The organism is Alteromonas sp. ABH4_453, assembly GCF_056160665.1.
In genome coordinates, this window is record NZ_JBSWXP010000007.1 from 15469 (window position 1) to 36230 (window position 20762).

Sequence of the window (20762 nt, forward strand, 5' to 3'; positions counted from 1 at the left end):
GAAGAAACCCGCCTTTTATACAGTCGTTAATTTCTTTCAATTCATCTATAACCACTATTTTATGACGTTAACGGACTAAGAGCATGTCGATAAAGGTATGGCCGATAAGCGAAAGACCAAGAGAGAAGCTATTGCAGCACGGTGCAGAAAGCTTAAGTGATGCTGAGCTTATTGCTGTTTTGCTGGGAAAGGGCGTTAAGGGTAAGAGCGCTGTGTCTGTCGCGCACGAATTGCTAAAAGAACTTGGATGTTTGCGAGGCGTGGTAACGGCTACAAAGGAAAGCTATGCAAAAGTGCCTGGCGTCGGGCCGTGCAAATACGCACAGTTTCAAGCGGGGTTCGAAATATTTAAACGCAACTTAGAAATAAAACTTAAGCGCCAAGATGTATTTAATAATGTAGATGATACTAAGCGTTATTTACAGGCTAAATTAAGAGACTGCGAAAGAGAAAAGTTTGCGCTTTTGATGCTTGATAGCCAACATCAGCTTATCGCTTTTCGTACCATGTTTAACGGAACGATCAATAGCGCAGCAGTGTATCCGCGAGAATTGATCAAGCAAGTTATGATCGACAACGCGGCGGCGATCATTTTGGTCCACAATCACCCTTCAGGCGTAGCAGAGCCGAGTCATGCAGATATTCGCTTAACGACAGAGATCAAAAATGCTATGGCATCGATCGACGTGCCCGTGCTGGATCATTTTGTGGTTGGAGATAAAGAAACCATTTCATTTGCGCAGCGAGGCTTGCTAACATAAGAAACTTAAGTCATTTATCGATTATTATCTAGTCAAATGGTTGAAAATGATTTAGCATAGGATTTAGTGGGCAATTTTATTAAAGGACTGTTATGAAGAAGTCAATCATTGCATTATTTGCAGCTGCAACTATGGCAGCTGGTGTTAACGCACAAGAAGGTGAAGGCGGTGCTGGTGCAGGTGGTGCGGGCGCAGTAAGCGGTGGTCTAATCGCTACTGGTGTTGTAGCTGCTGGTATTATCGCTGGTGTTGCAAACAACAACTCTGCAGACGCGCCAGGAAATGGTGGCACTGATCCAGGTCAACCTACTTGTGAAGGTGACGATCCATTGGTAGACGGCGTATGTGTTGGTACAACTAACACTGTTACTGTAACTACTTCTGGCACAAGCACTGTAACTAAAACAATTACTGTGCCTGTTACATTTACTTACGCACCGACCGTACAGTAAATTTAAGAGTATTCGAAAAAGCCGCTTTTTTTAGCGGCTTTTTTTATTTTTACAGCAAAATTTAATTGTTTTTAGTTTTTGTCGGCGTACCTTAATGAAACTACACATTCTATCAGCCGTTTTTGGCCTTCTTTGCCTGTCTCTTTCAGGATGTTCCACAACAACAATTGCCTACTACAATACGCTTAAACTTGCCCTTAAAGACCGCACGGTAACTTATACCGTTGAAGAAATCGCGGCGAGTAAGGCGGATCTTATGCAAATTAAAGCGGGGGAACGAGACGCCGCCTCTCTTGCATTAGCCTACATTGACGGTGATAAGTATAAGTGGGTGTCGGGTGACAAAGTTATCTTCACTATGCATCACGGTATTATTGTGAAAACGGAAGGTTTAGATAACGACCTCTTTTACACAAGCAATTTGCAGCATAATCCGTTAGCCACCAATGATGTTTTGCCTTTTAGCTGGAAGCGTAAAGTTGATGTTGCTTCAATAGGCTACGGGGTTCCAGTGAACTCTTCATGGCGTATTGTGGGGGAAGAAACCCACAACTATCTTGGCTTTTCTGTACCCCTTATTAAAGTAATTGAAACCGTAGATTTTTCAGAATATACCCCCTTTATTGATGTGGGGCTGTCGTGGGAAAATACCTACTTCTTGCACAAACATACGAAAGAACTGCTGGCCTCTAAGCAAAAGTTCAGCCCAGAGGGAGACGTATACGACATGGTTTATTTAAGCCGCGTCGTGCGTCAGATGAAAAAACAAGGAGTAACGCAATAATGAAGTTTATTTCTACGCTTTTTATTGCCTTGGGTCTTATTACATCCTCAAGTTTGTACGCCAATGACGGTATTGTAAGCGTGACGGTGAACAAGCAAACCTATCAATTTGACCGCCCAATTAGACTATCGAGTGTATTGTCTATTGTGGCAGACAGTGGCGACTGGTATTGGCCAACAGCTTCTGTATTTGATTCAACCAATCCAACAGCTGAACGCGAAAAAGAGATAGCGTTGTCGCAAATAAGAGAACTTTTGGTTAGCTTTGATAAAAATTCAGACACCCATAAAGCACTTCAAAATCTCTTAGACCAAGTATCTTCGTGGACGGTGTCTACGCGCATAGATATGCCTATATCTTACAACCGGGCTCGGTTGTTTTTCGAAGACAACCCTATGTTCCAGCCCGGAAAATATTGGATCCGTTTGAATGGACGTCCTAATGTCGTGCATTTCTCAGGCGCTGTAGTAAAGCCAGGTGCCTATCAGCATCAAAGCGATACCTCGATTTATACGGCTGCTCATTCGGTTAAAAAAGCGGTAGACGCAGACAGAAGCGTAGTTTATGTCATTGACCCAATGGGTAACATAGAAGAAAAAGGGATTGCTTACTGGAATTTAGATTTTGCTCAGATTATGCCGGGTAGTCAGGTTTATGTGCCTATTTCTTCAGAGCTTTTCAGCAATAAACTTAAGCAATTAAATAAGCGCGTTGCCGCGTTAGCAGTACATAGGGTTTTACCTCAATGAGTGCGCCATTATTATTTAAGAAAAAGATATCTAAAAAACTAATATCTAAGAAAAAAACACTCGCGCTGGTAATTGGCAGTGCACTATCTTCCAGCACCCTTGCTGATACCCAGCTTCGTGTTACGCCCTCACAAATGGTGCAAGGCGGAAACGGGCTTATACAAACGCCAACTGCGCGTATGCGCGACGAAGGCGGTATGGCCATCAATTATACCGACAATGGTGAATACCGTTTCTGGTCAGTTAATATCCAGCTTTATGATTGGATGGAAGCGACTGCCCGCTACACCGATGTGCGTACGCGTTTATATAGCCAGGTTGACTCCTTCAGCGGCGATCAAACCTTAAAAGATAAAGGGTTAGACGTTAAATTCAGGCTTTGGAAAGAAAGTTACTACCTACCTGATATCAGCGTTGGTTTCAGAGATTTCGGGGGTACAGGCTTTTTTGAAAGTGAGTACGTAAACGCCAGTAAATCGGTAGGACCATTTGATTTCCATTTAGGCTTAGGCTGGGGATATTTGGGGACAGCAGATGATATTACTAATCCATTTTGTGAGGTTAAAGATAGCTTCTGTGAACGCCCTGGCGGATTCTCAGGCCGCGGTGGCAAGGTCGATTACGATCAGTTTTTCAAAGGTACTACCGCGTTTTTTGGTGGCGTAGAGTATCAAACACCATGGGAGCCGTTAACGCTAAAACTTGAGTTTGAAGGCAACGATTACTCCCGAGACAGGGCGGGACAGCTAGAGCAAGATTCTCGCTGGAACGTGGGAGCGGTATATCGCTATAAAGACTTTGATTTCTCATTAAACTACCAACGTGGAAACACCCTAGGTTTTGGTGTGACGTATCGCTTCAATATGAATACTGCGTCTCAAATCAAATTTGACGATGCGCCGCGAAATTTAATGGGAAGAAATGCGCCATCTAATATTAAAGATGTGAACAAATCACGTCTTTATAACGACCTTTATAACTCAGGTGGTTTCCTCTTATCCGATGCTGAAATTACAGAAGATAGCGCGACCTTTTACGGGACGCAGGTCAAATACCGCGACCAAGATGAAGCTATCGAGCGGGTAGGCCGTGTTGCGGCTTCAGAGCTTCCAGATAGCGTTAAAACCTATCATATGGTAGATAATCGCGGTGGCCTTCCACTGGTCGATACTCAAATAGACGCTGAAGCCTTTATCTCAGCTGCGCGATACGAATCGGTCGATGCAGAAATAACGGAAACGTACGTGAGAACATCGCCTTCCGAAGAGGTAAAAGAAGGATACGACCCTGAAAATACCTCGGGTTTCTTCTACAGTGCTGACTTCTTTTTCACCCAGTCGTTTGGTAACCCAGAAGATTTCTTTCTTTATCAAACAGGGTTAATGCTAAATGGCGGCTATGCGTTAAACGAAAACTTCTCGGTGATGAGCAGCGCACGGGTAACACTGCTTGATAACTTCGATAAGTTTAATTATCTCGTTGACGGTGAAGATGTGTCACTACCACGTGTACGTACTCGGGTTCGTGAATATGTGTCTGAAAACGATGTATGGTTAGATACTGCGTTTTTACATTACAAAGACAATATTGCCGAAGACCTTTATGCCCAAGCATACGCAGGTTACCTTGAAACTATGTTCGCAGGTGTAGGCGGAGAAATTCTTTATCGTCCTGTCGATAGTAATGTCGCCTATGGCATCGATATCAACTACGTTAAGCAGCGTGACCCTTACAGTCAAACCGGCTTAGAGGATTACGATGCGATCACCGGTCATGCGAGTGTTTATTGGCAGCCTGAGTTCCTTGATGATACCCAAATCACGGTTAGTGCAGGTCAATTCTTGGCAAAAGACAAGGGTGTTAATATTGATTACGCCAAGCGCTTTGATAGCGGCATTATAGTGGGAGCATATGCTGCCTTCACTGATGTTTCATCGGAAGAATACGGAGAGGGAAGTTTTACCAAAGGTTTCTATATTTCCATTCCTACCGATTTGTTCTTGCTTGAACCGTCGAAAGGTCGTGGTCTGTTCCCTTGGGTGCCAATCTCGCGTGATGGTGGTCAACTACTACGCCGTCCTTCACGGTTAATAGATTTAACAGAAGTTAGGTCACCTTTTTATGACTAAATAAGAAAAGCGCCACGTTATTGTGGCGTTTTTTTTTAGCATTTTAACAGATAGGGCTAGGTTAAAATTTAAGTGCGAATACCCTATTTATTCGTAGCTAAACAGCGAAGAGAAAAGTACAATACGGGCCACAAAAAAGAGTGTTGGTGGTATTTTGCGCAAAAATCGTACGTAAAAGTAACCTTTTTGTACTTTCTTATTGAAATGATCCTGCCTTTGCTGTATAAAATGCGCCCTCTAATTTATAGTAATACGTCATTTGACCCAACCACTGTTTGAGCGCTTGGGATTAACTGACGCGACAGTTATCGTTGTTCTGGAGACAAATACAATGTCAAGAGTATGCCAAGTAACAGGTAAGCGTCCAACGGTTGGTAATAACCGTTCACACGCACGAAATGCGACTCGTCGTCGCTTTTTACCAAACCTTCAAACACACCGTTTTTGGGTTGAGAGCGAAAGCCGTTTTGTAAAACTACGTTTGTCTGCTAAAGGCATGCGTATCATCGATAAGAAAGGTATTGATTCAGTACTAACTGACATCCGTGCCCGTGGTGAGAAAATCTAAGGAAGCCGACAATGCGTGATAAAATTAAACTAGTTTCTTCAGCAGGTACAGGTTTCTTCTACACTACTGATAAAAACAAGCGTAACATGCCAGGCAAAATGGAGATCAAAAAGTATGATCCCGTTGTGCGTAAGCACGTTATGTTTAAAGAGGCCAAAATCAAGTAATTAGCTTGCTTTTGTCTCCACGAAAACCCAGCCTTTGCTGGGTTTTTTGCTTTTGAAACTATGAATATAGATTGTTTTTCCTAAAGATCGCGCTTGATCGCGACAGACACAAAATGATCCCTACGTGTTTATACACGAAAAAGCGCCTTTCCTATTTCTGATCGAACTCCAAATATTGAGCGATCTACGGTTTCAACAAGATAAACGATTCGCAGAATAAAGCCTCAACAACACAAAGTGTTAAGTAGAAAGCGCCTTACAAAAAGCCAAGCAAGCTAACTGTAAACATTGAATTAGCTTATGAGAGAATGAGGTATTACTATAATGCACTATATGTGGCTTACCAGTTGACGGGAACAACGCGTGGCAAGAATTTCTCAGCGAGCAATGAACAACGTGGTTATCGTTGCAATGCTTATTATGATTGCACTGTTTAACTTAGACAGCTTGCTACCTAAGAAAAATACGATACAAACACGCAGTTTGTTACCTGAAGAAGCTTACGTGCTTAAGATAGAGCACGATAACAATAGCTTAGAACGCATAGGGCAACAGTGGCGTCAGAAAGGTCCTGAAACAAGTCTAATAGTTACACCAGATGAACAGTTTTCTCACTGGCAACGCGCTATGCTGCATCCGGTGACGGAAGTGCCTGAATCGATCGTCAGTACTCAGCCATATGTTGTTGTGGTATGGCTTGCCGGCAACAGTAACGGCAATGTTTATGCAATTTACCCCAATACATCACCGATAGTGATCAAATTCGAAAATAACTGGTACACGTTAACCAATACCGATCTAGATAAATTATTACCTTGGACATGATAAATGCCTGAATTACCAGAAGTTGAAGTAAGCCGGCTAGGCATATCACCGCATTTAATCGGCAATACCATTACTAATGTAGTGGTACGGGAACGAAGAATGCGCTGGCCCATACCTGAGGAGGTCTCAAGTGTTGAGGGTCAAAAGGTAATTGCGGTAAAACGCCGAGCGAAATATCTGCTGATTGAAACAGCAACAGGCACGCTGATTTTACACTTAGGTATGTCAGGCAAGCTGCGTGTCATCGAAGCAACTACACCCGTTGTGAAACACGACCACGTGGACATTGTTTTAAATACCGGTAAGTGTTTGCGGTTAAACGACCCTAGGCGCTTTGGTGCAGTGTTATTTCAAGCACCCAATACGCAACAAGCAATGTTCGACAACTTAGGCCCAGAGCCACTTACAGACGACTTTGATGATAAGCACTTGTTTAGTTTATCGCGCAACCGCAAAGGGCCGGTGAAAAACTTCATCATGGATAACGCTATTGTGGTTGGAGTCGGTAACATCTATGCGAACGAAGCCTTGTTTCTTGCGGGCATCGATCCGAGAAGAGCGGCAGGAAACATTAGTGCAGAGCGCTATAAGTCACTTACTGCAACAATAAAGCAAGTGCTCGCTAAAGCCATCGAGCAGGGCGGTACTACGCTTAAAGACTTTGCACAAACCGATGGTAAGCCCGGTTATTTTGCGCAGCATTTAAATGTGTACGGAAGAAAAGGTGAGCCTTGTGAAGTGTGCGGTAAAGCCATTGAAAGCAAGGTGATAGGGCAGCGCAATACCTTTTTCTGTACTCGCTGCCAACGCTAATAGCTAAAAAAGAGTCATAGCGAAAAAAGAGTTATGCTAGAAAGGTTTACAGCTAGAAAACTCGCTTAAAGCAACTTAACACTGTAAAGCGACTGTACTGGACAACGCCGGTTTACCTAACTCTTTTTACCTAACCTGTCTCTTAACGCTTGCTCTACTACGGGGTGGCAAAAACCACTTACGGCCCCGCGATGCAAGGCTACTTCTTTCACTAAAGTAGAAGAAATAAACGAGTTTTCTTCAGCTGGAGTTAGAAATACACTTTCAAGCTTCGGGTTAAGGCGTCGATTCATATTGGCCAGCTGGAATTCGTATTCGAAATCAGATACCGCCCGCAAGCCACGAATCAAAATAGTCGCGCTTTGTTCATCCGCAAAGTCCGCAAGTAAACCAGTAAACCCTACTACTTCAACATTAGGCAGATCGGCGGTAACTTTCTTTATCATTTCTACCCGTTCCTCTAACGTAAAGAGCGGTTTTTTACTTGGATTAGAAGCGATAGCCACAATAACGTGAGAGAAAAGCTGAGATGCGCGTTCAATAAGGTCTGCATGACCGTTCGTAATTGGGTCGAAAGTACCTGGATAGAGTGCTCTAGTGTGCATAAAATTGAATCTTATCGTTGTATAGGGTTTATAGTTCTATGGGGCTACTGTACCACATTAATTTGTGATGCTAAGTGATGTAACCAATACGTTTATAATTCGCAGTCCTAGCGCTTCACCAATTCGTTATAGCCATTTAAGCATGCAGTCCAATCGTCTTCTTTCCAGTGAAATATTGAGTTTTTGGCTTGCTCTTTATGTAAAGAGCGCAGTAGGCGATCTAGATTGCCCTGCTTCCAGCTATCGCCCTGACGTTTTGAACAGCGATCAAAATCAATAAGCCAAATCTGTTTATCGCTATCTATCATGATATTGCGAATATTCGCATCGTGATGATAAACCTGACAATTGTGCATACGCGCTAGCGCTCGTCCCACTTCATGCCATTCCCTTTGTGATAATGGCTGCTGGCACAAAACATGATGAAGGTCGTGGCTGTTAGGGATGCTAAGTGTAATCAGATCTCCGCGGTAGATTAACCCTCTGCGGTGAATGCGAGCAGCAACAGGTACTGGTACTAACAGGCCCTCAGCGCGCATGTATTCGAGCAGCCTAAATTCTTCGAAAGGTCTAGAGCGTTCAACGCCGTTAAAGAAATACTGGTCGCTGAGTACTTTGCCTACTAGGCCTCCCCGCATAAAATGGCGTAAAACCCAGTGTTGATCTTCATGCTCTATAAAGATGGTTGTACCGCGCCCTTTAGCTTGGCCTGTTATTTTGTTTTGCATTTGCCAAAACTCAGGGCTGAACATTTCAGTGTTGGGCTGACTGACCAAGGTATTGTCGAAAATAAAGTGGTGCCCTGCACCTATGTCTCGTCGCATTGTCGCCATGTTGCCCACAACTTATGGTAAATTTCACATTCTAATGATTTATTTTGGTTTTTCAGCAACGAGAGAGCTTCTGTGGCAAAAAAGATTTGTTTAATGCGCTTATCGGCTATTGGAGATGTGTGTCATGCCGTCGCTATGGTTACCCGAATTCAATCGCAGTGGCGCGATGCTGAAATTACGTGGGTAATAGGAAAAGTTGAGTATCAGCTGGTGAAGCTAATGCCAAATGTGCGGTTCATTATTTTCGATAAATCAAAAGGGAAAGCTGCAGTCGAATCCTTGAAAGAGGAAGTCGCAGGTGAAACTTTTGATGCTCTATTGATGATGCAGGTGGCGTTGCGGGCTAATTTAGCCTCACGAGTGATTAAAGCCAAACAGCGCATAGGCTTTGACTGGGCACGCAGTAAAGAGTTGCATTGGCTATTTGCTAATAAGCGAGTTGCTGCCACAAAACACGCCCACGTACTTAAAGGTTTCATGGATTTTGCCGATGCATTGGGCGTACCAGAGACTAAGCCAGTATCGTGGAATATTCCCGTTGCGCCTGAAGATGCACAGTGGGGAGAAGAACAAGCCAAAACCTTGGGGAAATATGTTGTTATTTCACCTGCTGCAAGTAAAGCGGAAAGAAATTGGTTGCCACAGCGATACGCAAGTATTGCAGATTATATCCAAGAGGCTGGTGTCAGCGTGATATTATGTGGCGGTCCAGGAGATTTAGACCGCAAAACCGCAGATGCAATTAAATCGTATGTGAAATATCCACTTAAAGATTTTACTGGGCTAACAACATTGCATCAGTTGCTTATGTTACTCAAGCACGCCCACTTAGTTATTGCACCAGATACCGGGCCTGCCCACATGGCAACCGCCGTGAGTACGCCAGTTATTGGGCTATACGCACATTCTAACCCACGCAGAACCGGGCCTTATAACGACCTTGATAGGATAGTCTCTGTGTATGATGAATGTGTAGAAGAACAAAAGGGGAAACCTTGGGACGCGTTGCCATGGGGTACTCGGGTCAAAGGGAGCCAATTAATGGAAAAAATTACCGTAGACATGGTAAAGCAAAAAGTTGCGCCGTTTCTTGCTTAATTTTTTTATCGTAAGGTAAAACAACCAACTATTATCTACACTTAGCTTTGTGAAGTGTACTTCTGTGAAACAGGGAGCTGTTACTTAATGAAAAAGCCCGCTTTGCGATGGCTGTCCGATATTTACGCTTTTACCACATCAAAAATAGTGCTACTGGCATTAGCAGTGCTAGTACTGTGCGTGTCTAAAGTAAATGCGTCGGAACTTAACGTCATGGTGAATGAAAGCGTAATGGTTGCAGAGCTTAATCGCTCTGAGCTTCGTCAGATCTTTACAGGACAGCGCCAGTATTGGGACAACGGCGCTAAAATAACGGTTTTTGTACTGCAAGACACCGACGAATTACATCGTCAGTTTTGTCGCGATATTCTTCAAATGTTTCCCTATCAGTTATCTCGGCTTTGGGATCAAATTACCTATTCCGGCCAAGGTATCACACCTATCAGAGTGACCTCTTATCAAGCCTTAGTTGATGCACTGGAAAATACAGAAGGTGCTATTGGTTACGTTGAGCGAACTGATATCGTTAAGCTAAGACGCGTTGAGGTAGAACTAAAATGAAAAATCACATTGCTTTTGCGCTCGGTATAGTTAGTTCATTTGTTGCTAATGCGCAAACAGACTTCACATGGCATGGCTATGTTTCACAAGGCATTACCCAGTCGAAAGACAGTAGTTTTATCACCGACGATAATAACGTAACTGGTGAACTCACCGAGATTGGCTTAAATAGTTATTATCAACTTGCAGAAAACATTTCCATTGCTGGACAAATAAATTATCTAGACGGTGGTAACCGCTTCGAGCAGGGTGCTCGACTCGATTATTTATTTGTTGATTGGAAACTGCCTAACTTACCTGGCGGGTGGCGTGGAAAAATTCATGCGGGGCGTTTTAAAAATACCCATTGGCTATATTCCTCTACCAGAGACGTCCCTCAAACGCGATATACCTCAGTGTTGCCTCAATCAGTCTATTTTGACGGCTTTCGTGATGTTGCACTGGGCAGCAATGGCATTTTGACCAGTTTTTCTCATTACGGCAAAGAATATACGTGGGAGCTTAACTGGAGCTACGGGCGCTCAAATATCAATGACTCTCAGCGTGACTTCCTTTTAGGTAATGAAGCTAAAGGAAAAATAAAACAAGACTTTGTGCACCAAGCGAGTGTGTTCTTACAGCCTTCATCAATGACATGGAAAATTGGCGCGAGTTGGCTTAATTCTGATTTCAGATACATGCCATCACAAGATGACAATCGATTGTCAGGCGGGGCTAATGTAGAACGATTTATGCTCTCAGCGCAGTATTTTTCTGAGAATTGGGAATTATCTGCTGAACTGCTTCGTGAAAAGCAAGACAGCCAAGGACTGTTTGCGCCAGATTTCGCTGAGAAGCGCACTGGAGAAGGCGGCTTTGTTCAATTTAGGTACCTTTTTAACAACCACGTTAGCGGCCTGTTGGGCTACGATACATACATCAATGATACCTCCGACAGTAATGGCAAAGACCTAGAGGCAAGGACAGGAGGCCTTATCCCTGCCTACTTTGGGTATCAAGATACGTACACGTTGGGGTTGCGTTGGGACATTGCACCAAAATGGAGAATCCAGGGAGAGTATCACTGGGTTGAGGGGGCGACTCGGGTGGTGAGTTTATTGAACCGTGATGTGGCATCTCACGCTGATAAACATTGGAAAATGTGGTCAATACAGTTCATGTATTGGTTTTAAGGGTAATAAATGAAGGTTCAGGTATCTTTTACCACTAAAACCATCGCTATATTACTGGCAATGGTTTTAACCGTGACCATTGTAATCTCTACCGTGCTAATTCAAGAGTCTGAGGCGCAGGTTGTGCTGCAGCAGCGTGAAAGCCAAATCAGCAATCAACGTCGCGTGCAGTTGTTTGAAGATATTCTCCATAGCCGCATGATCACCCTTATTGATATCATAAGCCGAAGGGATGGCGCGTACTCGAATAACCTCGAAGAACTCCACAGCACTTTAGATGAGCTAAGTGAGTATCTAACGCTAAATTTTCAGGTTGAAACACTTTATCTGTTTGATGAGAATGGCATTGTCGGACAGCCAGCGTATCCAGTTGATGACAATATTGAGCGGCTTGTGGACACTACGCGAGCAACATTTGAAAGCCGTTCATTATTGTCGTGTGAGAATGTATGTACTCACTATATATCAATACCAATAATGACGCAGAGCGATAAAGTGCCGGTTATCATTGTGTCTACTTCTATGCGGGAACTTCTGTATTTGTTTAGCCGGGCTACTGATGTACATAAGGTGGCAATTGTCCAGTTGAATGAATCACAAGAAGGTAGACTTTCATTAAAGGTAGCGAGCCAAGTTACCGCGGCCAATCGACATTACTTAAACTTGCTCGTTGACGCTTTGCCGGCTAACTGGCGTGTTGACGACCTCGTTATCAAGGGAGTTAATGTAGGTTTAGATAGCCAACAGCTTTTAATGAGTCTTCTGCCTTTCGACCATGCTGCTGGCGACCATCCCTATTTGCTCATAGTGCAGGACGTGTCGGCTATGATGCGACAAAACGAGCAATATCGATACGTTGTTATCTCTAGCGCCATAGGTTTGTTTTTGCTTTTCTCTGCGCTACTTTATCTTTTCTTAAATCAATACCGCACAAGGCTTTTAGACATAAGCGAGCGCCTGCCTATGCTGGCAGAGCATAAGTTTAATGAGTTTTATACAGTTGCGGCCAAGCGCCGAAAACTGCCTGTGTTTAAGCTAACTGATGAGCTGGACGTGGTTGAGGAAGCGGCGAATGATTTAGCGCGCCAGCTAGAAAGCTTTGATGGTCAAATGGCAATCAATACCGCTAAGCTTGAAAAAATGGCAATGTTTGACGTTCTCACTGGACTGCCTAATCGCAATATGCTGACGTTTCAAATAGAGAAACAATTGGCCAATTCCGTGCGAGACGAAAGACTGGTTGCCTTAATGTTCATGGACTTAGATGACTTTAAGAAGGTTAACGATAGTCATGGGCACGACGTGGGCGACAAGCTGCTTAAAGCCGCAGCGATGCGAATTTCAAAACCTATTCGGGAATCTGATATTGCGTCTCGTTTTGGTGGCGATGAATTTGTTGTGTTGCTGTCTAACATAGAGAGCAAAAAACATGTCGACACGGTCGCGCAAAAAATTATCGACGAGTTTCAAGAGCCTATCATTGTCGATGGCGTTACTTTTTACGTTTCAATCAGCATTGGTATTGCTATTACTAACCACTCACGCGCCACGCCGGTTGAGCTGCTGCGTCACGCCGATATTGCAATGTACGAAGCTAAGGCAAAGAAAGGCGCTGCGTTTAGGGTGTATGACGCCACAATGAACCTTAAGGTAATGCAAAAAGTTGAGTTAGAATCTGAAGCCCGTGAAGCCCTTAGAGGTAACCAGTTCAGCCTTGCCTTGCAACCGCAAATTGACATTCACAGCGGCAAACTTATGGGCTTTGAAGCGCTATTGCGCTGGTATCACCCTAAAAAAGGGCATATTTCACCCGGTGACTTTATTCCACTGCTTGAAAATACGTCGTTTATGCTCGAGCTAGATTACTGGGTTATCACGCGCTCCACCCATTTGGTACGTGAGCTTAAAAATAGCGGCTATCCAGATATCAAAGTGGCAATTAACTTATCGTCAGGGCAGTTCCTAGACCCCAGCTTGCCTGAGTTTTTACAGCACCAAATCATCAAAAATGATATTGCGCCTGACCAAGTTTGCCTAGAGCTAACGGAAACCGTTTTGGTCTCAGACATCAAACGGGCAACGGAAATAATGCAAACCATACGCGATATGGGTTGTATGTTAGCCATTGACGACTTTGGAACCGGCTATTCATCTTTAAGTTACTTAAAATCATTACCAGCCGACTTTATAAAAATAGATCGCTCTTTCGTTGCCAACATCGCCAGCAGTGCAGATGACAGAAACATTGTGCATTCCACCATATCCATGGTGCGCAACATGGGCATGCAGGTGGTAGCTGAAGGCATTGAAACCAATGAGCAATACGAGTTGCTTTGTCATTTCGACTGTCATCAAGGCCAGGGCTATCTTATTAGCCGTCCTATACCTGAAGTAAACCTTTGGGATACATTAAGGGACAAAGTAGAAAACGGTTTTTGGAAAGACTTTGCCTAGCACTCAAAACAAATTAGCGTGATTCAAGCGTTTTTTGTAAGTGTGCTGAATAATTTACAAACTTAGTCGACAAACCCATTAAATACAGCGCAAGGGTGTGTACCCTTTCATGCGCTTTCATTACACTAGCGGTTTTCATATACCCACACTTGGAGAATGGCATGTCTGCGGCATTTATTTCTCATTTGCAATCGCAAATTGAAGCCACGAAAGAAGATGGTTTGTACAAAAAAGAGCGTGTGATCACGTCGCAACAACAAGCAGATATTGGTGTTGCTGGTGGTGAGCATGTCATAAACTTTTGTGCTAACAACTACCTTGGCCTAGCAAATAATGAAAGCTTAATCGAAGCGGCGAAAGAAGGCTTAGATAGCCATGGCTTCGGTGTAGCATCTGTGCGATTCATTTGCGGTACACAAGACATTCACAAGCAACTAGAAGCCTCTATCAGCGACTTTTTAGGTACAGAAGATACCATTCTTTACCCGTCTTGCTTTGACGCAAATGGCGGTTTGTTTGAAACACTGCTTGGCCCGGAAGATGCCATTATCTCTGATGCACTAAACCATGCGAGTATCATTGACGGCGTGCGCTTGTGTAAAGCCAAACGTTACCGCTATGCCAATAACGACATGGCAGCGCTAGAAGAGCAATTAAAGCAAGCCGATGCCGACGGCGCGCGCTTTAAAATTATCGCTACCGACGGTGTATTCTCAATGGATGGCGTTATTGCCGACCTCGCCTCAATATGTGACCTAGCTGACAAATACAATGCCATGGTAATGGTTGATGACTGCCACGCCACGGGTTTCTTGGGTGAAAACGGTAAAGGCAGCCACGAGTACTGTGGTGTAATGGGTCGTGTAGACATTATTACAGGTACTTTAGGCAAAGCCCTTGGCGGCGCGTCAGGTGGTTATACGTCGGGCAAAAAAGAAGTTGTAGAGTGGCTACGTCAGCGCTCGCGTCCTTACCTATTCTCTAACTCAGTCGCGCCACCTATTGTTTCAGCATCATTAAAAGTGTTTGAAATGATGAAAGAGGGTGATGGGTTGCGCGCTAACTTATGGCGAAATGCCAACCATTTCCGCAAGCGCATGGAAGAAGCTGGCTTTACTCTTGCCGGTAAAGATCACGCTATTATTCCAGTGATGCTTGGTGACGCTCGCTTAGCCAGTGAAATGGCCGACAAACTTTTAGAAAAAGGCATCTATGTTATTGGCTTCTCTTACCCTGTTGTACCTAAAGGGCAAGCTCGAATCCGTACGCAAATGTCAGCAGGTCATAGCCTTGAACACGTAGATAAAGCCATCGATGCTTTCATTGAAGTAGGCCGTGAAATGGGAGTGATCTCATGAAGTCGCTTGTAAAAGCAAAAGCGGAAAAAGGTATTTGGCTGCAAGACACGCCAAAGCCTGAAGTAGGGCACAACGACCTACTGATTAAAATTCGTAAAACCGCTATTTGCGGTACCGACATGCACATATACAACTGGGACGAGTGGTCGCAAAACACTATCCCAGTGCCTATGGTAGTCGGCCACGAATACGTGGGCGAAGTAGTGGGCATGGGCCAAGAAGTGAAAGGTTTCAACGTCGGCGATCGCGTATCTGGAGAAGGCCACATTACCTGTGGTCACTGCCGTAACTGTCGTGCTGGGCGTGTTCATTTATGTCGTAACACAGAGGGTGTGGGTGTAAACCGCCCTGGTGCTTTCGCTGAGTATTTGGTAATTCCCGCATTCAACGCATTTAAAATTCCAGACAATATCAGCGACGACCTTGCGTCTATCTTCGACCCGTTTGGCAATGCCGTTCACACAGCGCTAAGTTTTGACCTAGTCGGTGAAGATGTGCTTATTACAGGTGCTGGACCTATCGGTATTATGGCTGCAGCAGTCGCTAAGCACGTAGGTGCGCGTCACGTAGTGATTACCGATATTAACCCGTATCGCCTTGAGCTTGCTGAAAAAATGGGTGCTACCCGTGCTGTTGATGTAAGTAAAGAAAACTTACAAGACGTTATGGACGAGCTAGGCATGACAGAGGGCTTCGATGTGGGCCTTGAAATGTCTGGTGTGCCAGTAGCCTTCAGAGACATGCTCGACAAGATGAATCACGGCGGCAAAGTGGCCATGCTGGGCATTCCTCCGCAAGACGTTGCTGTCGATTGGAACCAAGTTATTTTCAAAGGTTTGGTGATAAAAGGCATCTATGGCCGAGAAATGTTCGAAACCTGGTACAAAATGGCGAGCTTACTACAAAGCGGCCTGGACCTTTCACCCATCATCACCCATACCTTTTCCGTTGATGACTTTCAGAAAGGTTTTGATACCATGGGGTCAGGACATTCAGGTAAAGTTATTTTGGATTGGCAGTAATGACAACATTTTCACACATTAGCGTAAGCGACGTGGCTAACTTTGAAGGCGAAGTCACCATTGTGGATATTCGCGATCCCCAATCGTTTGCTAATGGCCATATGCCCAATGCGGCACCGCTGAACAACGACAACTTTGGGGCGTTTATTGATCAAACACCCAAAGATATCCCAGTTGTTGTGGTGTGTTATCACGGCGTAAGCAGTCAGCAGGCTGCGCAAGTGATTGCTCAACAAGGTTTTGAAACCGTTTATAGTATGGACGGGGGCTTTGAAGCGTGGCGACAGGCGAAGCCGGTAGTAACCGAATAGCGATTTTATAAAGGTGCACAATGTGCACCTTTATTTTATGTTTTGCAGGTCCTTCACTATTTCAGTATAAAGAGTCAGTAACGAGAGCTAGGTTTCCGCACTCTCGCACATCTTTATCGCTTCACACTCTTTTTGCTTTTGGGGTAACAACTAGTTTATGGGTCATCCTTTAATCGCGTTTAATCAGCAAAGTCCTGCGCACCTTCTCGCCAACTATTTAACCAGTCAGCATATCAACGCCAAGGTCGTACAGCACGACAAAGAATTCGTGGTTGTACTGGATAATAGTGAGCATAACGATCGCGCAAAGGTTATCGCAGAAGATTTTTTAGCAAATCCAACAAACCCTAAATATCAGCAAGCGGCTTGGGACAGTGGTAAGAACGTACAGCTGGCCCCATCAGGCAGCGGCTTTTCGTTAAGTAAAATAATGTCCGATGCCGTTAAAGCACCGTTTACGTCTGTGGTGTTTATGCTGTGCGCAGCGGTGTACCTATTATCTTTATTTGGGTTGTTTGCCCCCATAGCACAGCACTTACTGATGCAACCGTTTTCTGTTTTGTTGCAAAATCACGAGTGGTGGCGGCTACTTGGCCCGGCGTTTATTCATTTTTCAGTACTTCACATCGTATTCAACTTACTCTGGTGGGCCATGCTGGGAGCCAAGATTGAGCGTACGTTGGGCATAAGCATGCTGCTGATTGTTTTTGTAATATCAGCCACGGTTTCAAATGCTGCACAAGCGCTATTCAGCGACCCAGTACAAGGTAATTTACTCTTGTTTGGCGGTCTATCTGGTGTGGTATATGCCGTAATGGGCTTTGTGTGGTGGCTTGGTTGGCTGCGCCCAAGCTGGGGGCTTTCGCTGCCAAACTCCATTGTCGGCTTTATGCTGGTTTGGCTAGTACTTGGCTATGCCGACATTCTGTGGGTGAGTATGGCAAATGCAGCGCATACGGCGGGCCTTATTTCAGGCTGCTTACTTGCCGCTACGTTAAGCTTAGGTTCTGGAAAGCGTTAGCAGTTGATGAAAGCAGGGCTTAGAACCAAAAGATACTGAAGTGTCTAGGTATTACGACGTATAAGTATGAGATAGCATGCCGTTCTAACCTAGAAAATTAGCGTGTTACATACTAAGACAAAAATGGTAAAACTGCTTTAGAAACAAAAAAGCGAGCTGGTTAAAAGCTCGCTTTTCTGTTGGCTTAGGCAGCTTTTATTCTGCTTAAGCACCCTGGTACAAATACTTAGTAAAGATAACGTTCTTAATCACTTCACCACCGGTTTCTTGCTGCATGTGCTCTTGAAGTGCTTTTAAAATAGCGCGACGAATATCTTCACGGCCGGTGAGCGACTTTACTTTCTCTGCAGGCTGCTGCCCGAAAATTTCAATGGCGGTAGAGCGTAGCAGCGGCATGTGGTGTTCGGCAATTTCCAGTTGGTTCACATCGTGAATCATTAATTCAACCGATACGCGAACATAACCCAGCTTCTGTGCGCTGTCGCTAATATAGTTGGTAACAATCTCTGGTTCTAAGCCCAAATAAGCATAGTTGGCTTTATCTTGTGCCAATGCTGAGCTGCAACCAAAAACAAAAAAGCTAACCGCTAATATACGAAAAGTTAGTGACTTAAACATAGTGAAGCCTGAAACACCAAAATAATAAATTCACTTGGTAGTGTAGCAAATCTCTGATCAAACACACTACTGCAAAAGTTTAACCAAGTGAAAATATTTGGACATGACGTGTTATCATACCAACAGATTCATTATTCGGGCTTTTCGTGTGAGTTTTAATGCCACTTTTCCAGTGGGTTTGGCGGTTGACTGGCAAGCACCTTCTGGCATCACAATTCCAAATGCGCAGCTAAAAAACTGGCTGTTAGATACCGGGTCATTAACCGAGCGGGTGCAATCATTATGCGACCATTTCTCGCTAGAGCTTATCGGTCAACACACGCAAATACCTCACGATAACGAATTGTCGCTGCTACGCAGTAACGGTAATACCAGCTATCAAGCCCGTGAAATTCTATTATGTGGCGATCACCAACCATGGGTATTCGCGCGCTCTATTATTCCCCAAGCGTTTGTAGACCGTGAGCTTTCTGATTTAGGTCGCGAGCCTCTGGGAAAACGCTTATTTAACGACACGCGGTTCACCCGTTCACAATTCCAATTGTGTACTGCCCAAGCTTCTCAATTTGGTATTAACAGTAACCAAGTTTTGTGGGGAAGACGCTCGTTGTTTACGTTAGACAACTACAGCATGATAGTGTCTGAAGTTTTTCTTCCACATTCTCCGGCTTACAGTCAGTCAGCCATAAGCGAAAAGGAAAGCGAGCAACAGTTATGAAGCATAATTGGAATGCGTATGCGCGACTTATGCGCCTTGATAAACCCGTAGGGATTTATTTACTGCTGTGGCCTACATTGTGGGCGCTGTTGATGGCGGCTGAAGGTTTACCGCCTTTAGGCATTACGCTTATCTTTGTGGCTGGCGTGGTCGTAATGCGTTCAGCAGGCTGCGTTATCAATGACTATGCTGACAGAAAAGTGGACGGACGCGTAAAGCGCACAACACAGCGCCCGTTGGCAACGGGCGAAGTTAAGCCTAAACAAGCACTGCAGTTATTTGGCGTACTTATCGCCATCGCGTTTATTTTGGTGCTGTTTCTTAACTGGCAAACTATCGCGTTATCTGTTGTAGCGCTTTTGCTTGCTGCAAGCTATCCCTTCATGAAGCGTTATACCCACTTGCCGCAGGTGGTATTAGGCGCGGCATTTGGCTGGGCCATACCTATGGCTTTTATGGCCGTGCTAGAAACTGTACCAACGTACGCTTGGTGGTTGTTTATTGCTAACTTACTATGGACAGTAGCGTACGACACCATGTACGCCATGGTAGACCGCGACGACGATTTGCAAATCGGCGTTAAATCTACCGCTATATTGTTCGGTAAAAACGACGTGCTAATTGTGATGTTGTTGCAGGCTTGCGCGCTAACCATTTTGTGGTGCATAGGCTTAACAATCAATGCGACATGGCCTTACTACACAGCCGTGCTGTTTTCTGCTTTGCTATGCGTACGCCAATATCAGCTTATTAAGCGCCGCCAGCGCGAAGGCTGTTTCACCGCGTTTATTGAAAACCACTACATTGGTTTAGCCATTACGCTTGGTACGGCGCTGCATTTTTGTTTGGTAAGGTAAAACTTACCAACAGCAAACTTCAACCTGAACCAATGTCCCCTTATAACTAATTTATAGCCAGTCTAAAGTATTCACTAGCTTATACAGGCACGCGCTTTAATCACTAAGTGTTTTTAAAGCTGTGCGCAAATTGTGCCACTAAGTGTTATACTTTAGGTGTCGAATGGAATCTATACGCATATATAAATTGAAGTGGTTCAAGAGGTGGGCTAGTAAGGAAGGTTTATCAGACAGCTTGCTAAAATTAGCAATTGCAGAAATGCAACAGGGATTAGTTGACGCCGATTTAGGTGCAAACGTGTATAAAAAGCGAGTACCTCTTTTGAGGCAATGCAAAAGTGGAAGTTTAAGAACCCTCATAGCTTTTCAATTGGATAATAAAGCCTTTTTTATTTACGGTTTTTCCAAAAACACCCGCTCTAATATAAGTGTTAAAGAGATGAAGTCTTTAAAGCTCTTAGCTAAAGAGCTACTGAACTACAGCGAGGAAAAGCTCAAGAAAGCTATTGATTCAGGTAGTATTGAAGAGGTGAGATAACATGAAAGAAAGCATTTTAGATGTAGTACATAGTACTGCAAAAGATTTGAGCGAAGCCGGAGTAATGGATAAGCAGACTATGCATAAGTTTGATGCATTATGTTTACCCAAACTCAAGCAATATGATGGACAGCGGATAAAAGCGATACGTGAAAAAGCAAGAGTAAGCCAAGCTGTTTTTGCTGCCTATTTAAATATCACGCCATCTACAATCAAGCAGTGGGAGCAGGGGAGTAAAAAGCCTCGAGGTACTTCTTTAAAGCTTCTAAACCTTGTTGAGCAGAAAGGTTTAGAGATCTTGATGTAGCCTTCCAAAGCCTTAAAAGACCTTTGAAAAGAGAGCGGTAA

At 44.2% G+C, this 20762-nt stretch carries 24 protein-coding genes; 21 read left to right on the plus strand and 3 right to left on the minus strand.

Features of this window, described 5'->3' with window-relative positions:
• Nucleotides 1–83 precede the first annotated feature (83 nt).
• The 9 genes from radC to mutM all read left to right on the plus strand — a co-directional run bounded on the left by radC (nt 84) and on the right by mutM (nt 7248).
• A complete protein-coding gene (gene radC / locus ACXAGV_RS14500) occupies nt 84–761 on the plus strand; it encodes a RadC family protein (RefSeq protein ID WP_474873869.1) in 678 nt (225 codons plus the stop codon).
• 92 nt (nt 762–853) lie between these two features.
• Complete coding sequence (locus ACXAGV_RS14505) at nt 854–1213, plus strand: hypothetical protein (RefSeq protein ID WP_474873870.1); 360 nt, start codon at nt 854–856, stop codon at nt 1211–1213.
• Between the two features lie 94 nt (nt 1214–1307).
• Nucleotides 1308–1997, plus strand: coding sequence for a YjbF family lipoprotein (locus ACXAGV_RS14510; RefSeq protein ID WP_474873871.1), 690 nt, complete (start codon nt 1308–1310; stop codon nt 1995–1997).
• Nucleotides 1997–2746 (plus strand): capsule biosynthesis GfcC family protein, encoded by a 750-nt coding sequence (locus ACXAGV_RS14515; protein WP_474873872.1) that lies wholly within the window; start codon nt 1997–1999, stop codon nt 2744–2746. The genes ACXAGV_RS14510 and ACXAGV_RS14515 overlap by 1 nt, the downstream gene beginning before the upstream one ends.
• 26 nt (nt 2747–2772) lie before the next feature.
• The gene (locus tag ACXAGV_RS14520) at nt 2773–4875 is read left to right on the plus strand and encodes a YjbH domain-containing protein (RefSeq protein WP_474874058.1); all 2103 of its coding nucleotides are present in this window, start codon (nt 2773–2775) and stop codon (nt 4873–4875) included.
• Between the two features lie 331 nt (nt 4876–5206).
• On the plus strand, nt 5207–5443 hold the full coding sequence (gene rpmB, locus ACXAGV_RS14525; RefSeq protein WP_012516576.1) for a 50S ribosomal protein L28: 237 nt from the start codon (nt 5207–5209) through the stop codon (nt 5441–5443).
• Between the two features lie 11 nt (nt 5444–5454).
• On the plus strand, nt 5455–5610 hold the full coding sequence (rpmG, locus tag ACXAGV_RS14530) for a 50S ribosomal protein L33 (RefSeq protein ID WP_012516577.1): 156 nt from the start codon (nt 5455–5457) through the stop codon (nt 5608–5610).
• Between the two features lie 363 nt (nt 5611–5973).
• Nucleotides 5974–6435 (plus strand): hypothetical protein, encoded by a 462-nt coding sequence (locus ACXAGV_RS14535; RefSeq protein ID WP_474873873.1) that lies wholly within the window; start codon nt 5974–5976, stop codon nt 6433–6435.
• Between the two features lie 3 nt (nt 6436–6438).
• A complete protein-coding gene (gene mutM / locus ACXAGV_RS14540) occupies nt 6439–7248 on the plus strand; it encodes a bifunctional DNA-formamidopyrimidine glycosylase/DNA-(apurinic or apyrimidinic site) lyase (protein WP_474873874.1) in 810 nt (269 codons plus the stop codon).
• Between the two features lie 116 nt (nt 7249–7364).
• On the opposite strand, the gene coaD is transcribed toward mutM, so the two are convergent.
• Both coaD and ACXAGV_RS14550 read right to left on the minus strand, forming a co-directional pair.
• Nucleotides 7365–7853, minus strand: coding sequence for a pantetheine-phosphate adenylyltransferase (coaD, locus tag ACXAGV_RS14545; RefSeq protein ID WP_474873875.1), 489 nt, complete (start codon nt 7851–7853; stop codon nt 7365–7367).
• A 107-nt stretch (nt 7854–7960) separates the two neighbouring features.
• Entirely contained in the window at nt 7961–8686 is a 726-nt protein-coding gene (locus ACXAGV_RS14550) for a 3-deoxy-D-manno-octulosonic acid kinase (RefSeq protein WP_474873876.1), read from the minus strand.
• A 72-nt stretch (nt 8687–8758) separates the two neighbouring features.
• Between ACXAGV_RS14550 and ACXAGV_RS14555 the strand changes: the two genes are divergently transcribed.
• The 8 genes from ACXAGV_RS14555 (at nt 8759) to glpG (ending at nt 17683) form a co-directional block, all read left to right on the plus strand.
• The gene (locus ACXAGV_RS14555) at nt 8759–9784 is read left to right on the plus strand and encodes a glycosyltransferase family 9 protein (protein ID WP_474873877.1); all 1026 of its coding nucleotides are present in this window, start codon (nt 8759–8761) and stop codon (nt 9782–9784) included.
• A gap of 87 nt (nt 9785–9871) precedes the next feature.
• Nucleotides 9872–10345, plus strand: coding sequence for a hypothetical protein (locus ACXAGV_RS14560; protein WP_474873878.1), 474 nt, complete (start codon nt 9872–9874; stop codon nt 10343–10345).
• Entirely contained in the window at nt 10342–11517 is a 1176-nt protein-coding gene (locus ACXAGV_RS14565) for a hypothetical protein (protein WP_474873879.1), read from the plus strand. The genes ACXAGV_RS14560 and ACXAGV_RS14565 overlap by 4 nt, the downstream gene beginning before the upstream one ends.
• A gap of 9 nt (nt 11518–11526) precedes the next feature.
• Entirely contained in the window at nt 11527–13971 is a 2445-nt protein-coding gene (locus ACXAGV_RS14570; RefSeq protein WP_474873880.1) for a putative bifunctional diguanylate cyclase/phosphodiesterase, read from the plus strand.
• A 161-nt stretch (nt 13972–14132) separates the two neighbouring features.
• The gene (locus ACXAGV_RS14575) at nt 14133–15329 is read left to right on the plus strand and encodes a glycine C-acetyltransferase (RefSeq protein WP_474873881.1); all 1197 of its coding nucleotides are present in this window, start codon (nt 14133–14135) and stop codon (nt 15327–15329) included.
• Nucleotides 15326–16351, plus strand: a complete 1026-nt coding sequence (gene tdh / locus ACXAGV_RS14580) for an L-threonine 3-dehydrogenase (RefSeq protein WP_474873882.1) — start codon at nt 15326–15328, stop codon at nt 16349–16351. Before ACXAGV_RS14575 ends, tdh begins: the two co-directional genes overlap by 4 nt.
• Nucleotides 16351–16662: a thiosulfate sulfurtransferase GlpE gene (gene glpE / locus ACXAGV_RS14585; RefSeq protein WP_474873883.1), complete on the plus strand. Its 312-nt coding sequence runs from the start codon at nt 16351–16353 to the stop codon at nt 16660–16662. The genes tdh and glpE overlap by 1 nt, the downstream gene beginning before the upstream one ends.
• A gap of 157 nt (nt 16663–16819) precedes the next feature.
• Nucleotides 16820–17683 (plus strand): rhomboid family intramembrane serine protease GlpG, encoded by an 864-nt coding sequence (gene glpG, locus ACXAGV_RS14590; protein WP_474873884.1) that lies wholly within the window; start codon nt 16820–16822, stop codon nt 17681–17683.
• 204 nt (nt 17684–17887) lie between these two features.
• Here the strand turns inward: glpG and ACXAGV_RS14595 are convergent, their stop codons facing one another.
• Nucleotides 17888–18301, minus strand: a complete 414-nt coding sequence (locus tag ACXAGV_RS14595) for a flagellar basal body-associated protein FliL (RefSeq protein WP_474873885.1) — start codon at nt 18299–18301, stop codon at nt 17888–17890.
• A gap of 148 nt (nt 18302–18449) precedes the next feature.
• Between ACXAGV_RS14595 and ACXAGV_RS14600 the strand changes: the two genes are divergently transcribed.
• The 4 genes from ACXAGV_RS14600 to ACXAGV_RS14615 all read left to right on the plus strand — a co-directional run bounded on the left by ACXAGV_RS14600 (nt 18450) and on the right by ACXAGV_RS14615 (nt 20721).
• Nucleotides 18450–19019 carry a chorismate--pyruvate lyase family protein gene (locus tag ACXAGV_RS14600; RefSeq protein ID WP_474873886.1) on the plus strand — a complete coding sequence of 190 codons (570 nt, stop codon included), beginning with the start codon at nt 18450–18452 and terminating at the stop codon, nt 19017–19019.
• Nucleotides 19016–19876, plus strand: a complete 861-nt coding sequence (gene ubiA, locus ACXAGV_RS14605; RefSeq protein ID WP_474873887.1) for a 4-hydroxybenzoate octaprenyltransferase — start codon at nt 19016–19018, stop codon at nt 19874–19876. The genes ACXAGV_RS14600 and ubiA overlap by 4 nt, the downstream gene beginning before the upstream one ends.
• 163 nt (nt 19877–20039) lie before the next feature.
• The gene (locus ACXAGV_RS14610; protein WP_474873888.1) at nt 20040–20414 is read left to right on the plus strand and encodes a type II toxin-antitoxin system RelE/ParE family toxin; all 375 of its coding nucleotides are present in this window, start codon (nt 20040–20042) and stop codon (nt 20412–20414) included.
• Between the two features lies 1 nt (nt 20415).
• Nucleotides 20416–20721 (plus strand): helix-turn-helix domain-containing protein, encoded by a 306-nt coding sequence (locus ACXAGV_RS14615; RefSeq protein WP_474873889.1) that lies wholly within the window; start codon nt 20416–20418, stop codon nt 20719–20721.
• The last annotated feature ends 41 nt before the right edge of the window (nt 20722–20762 follow it).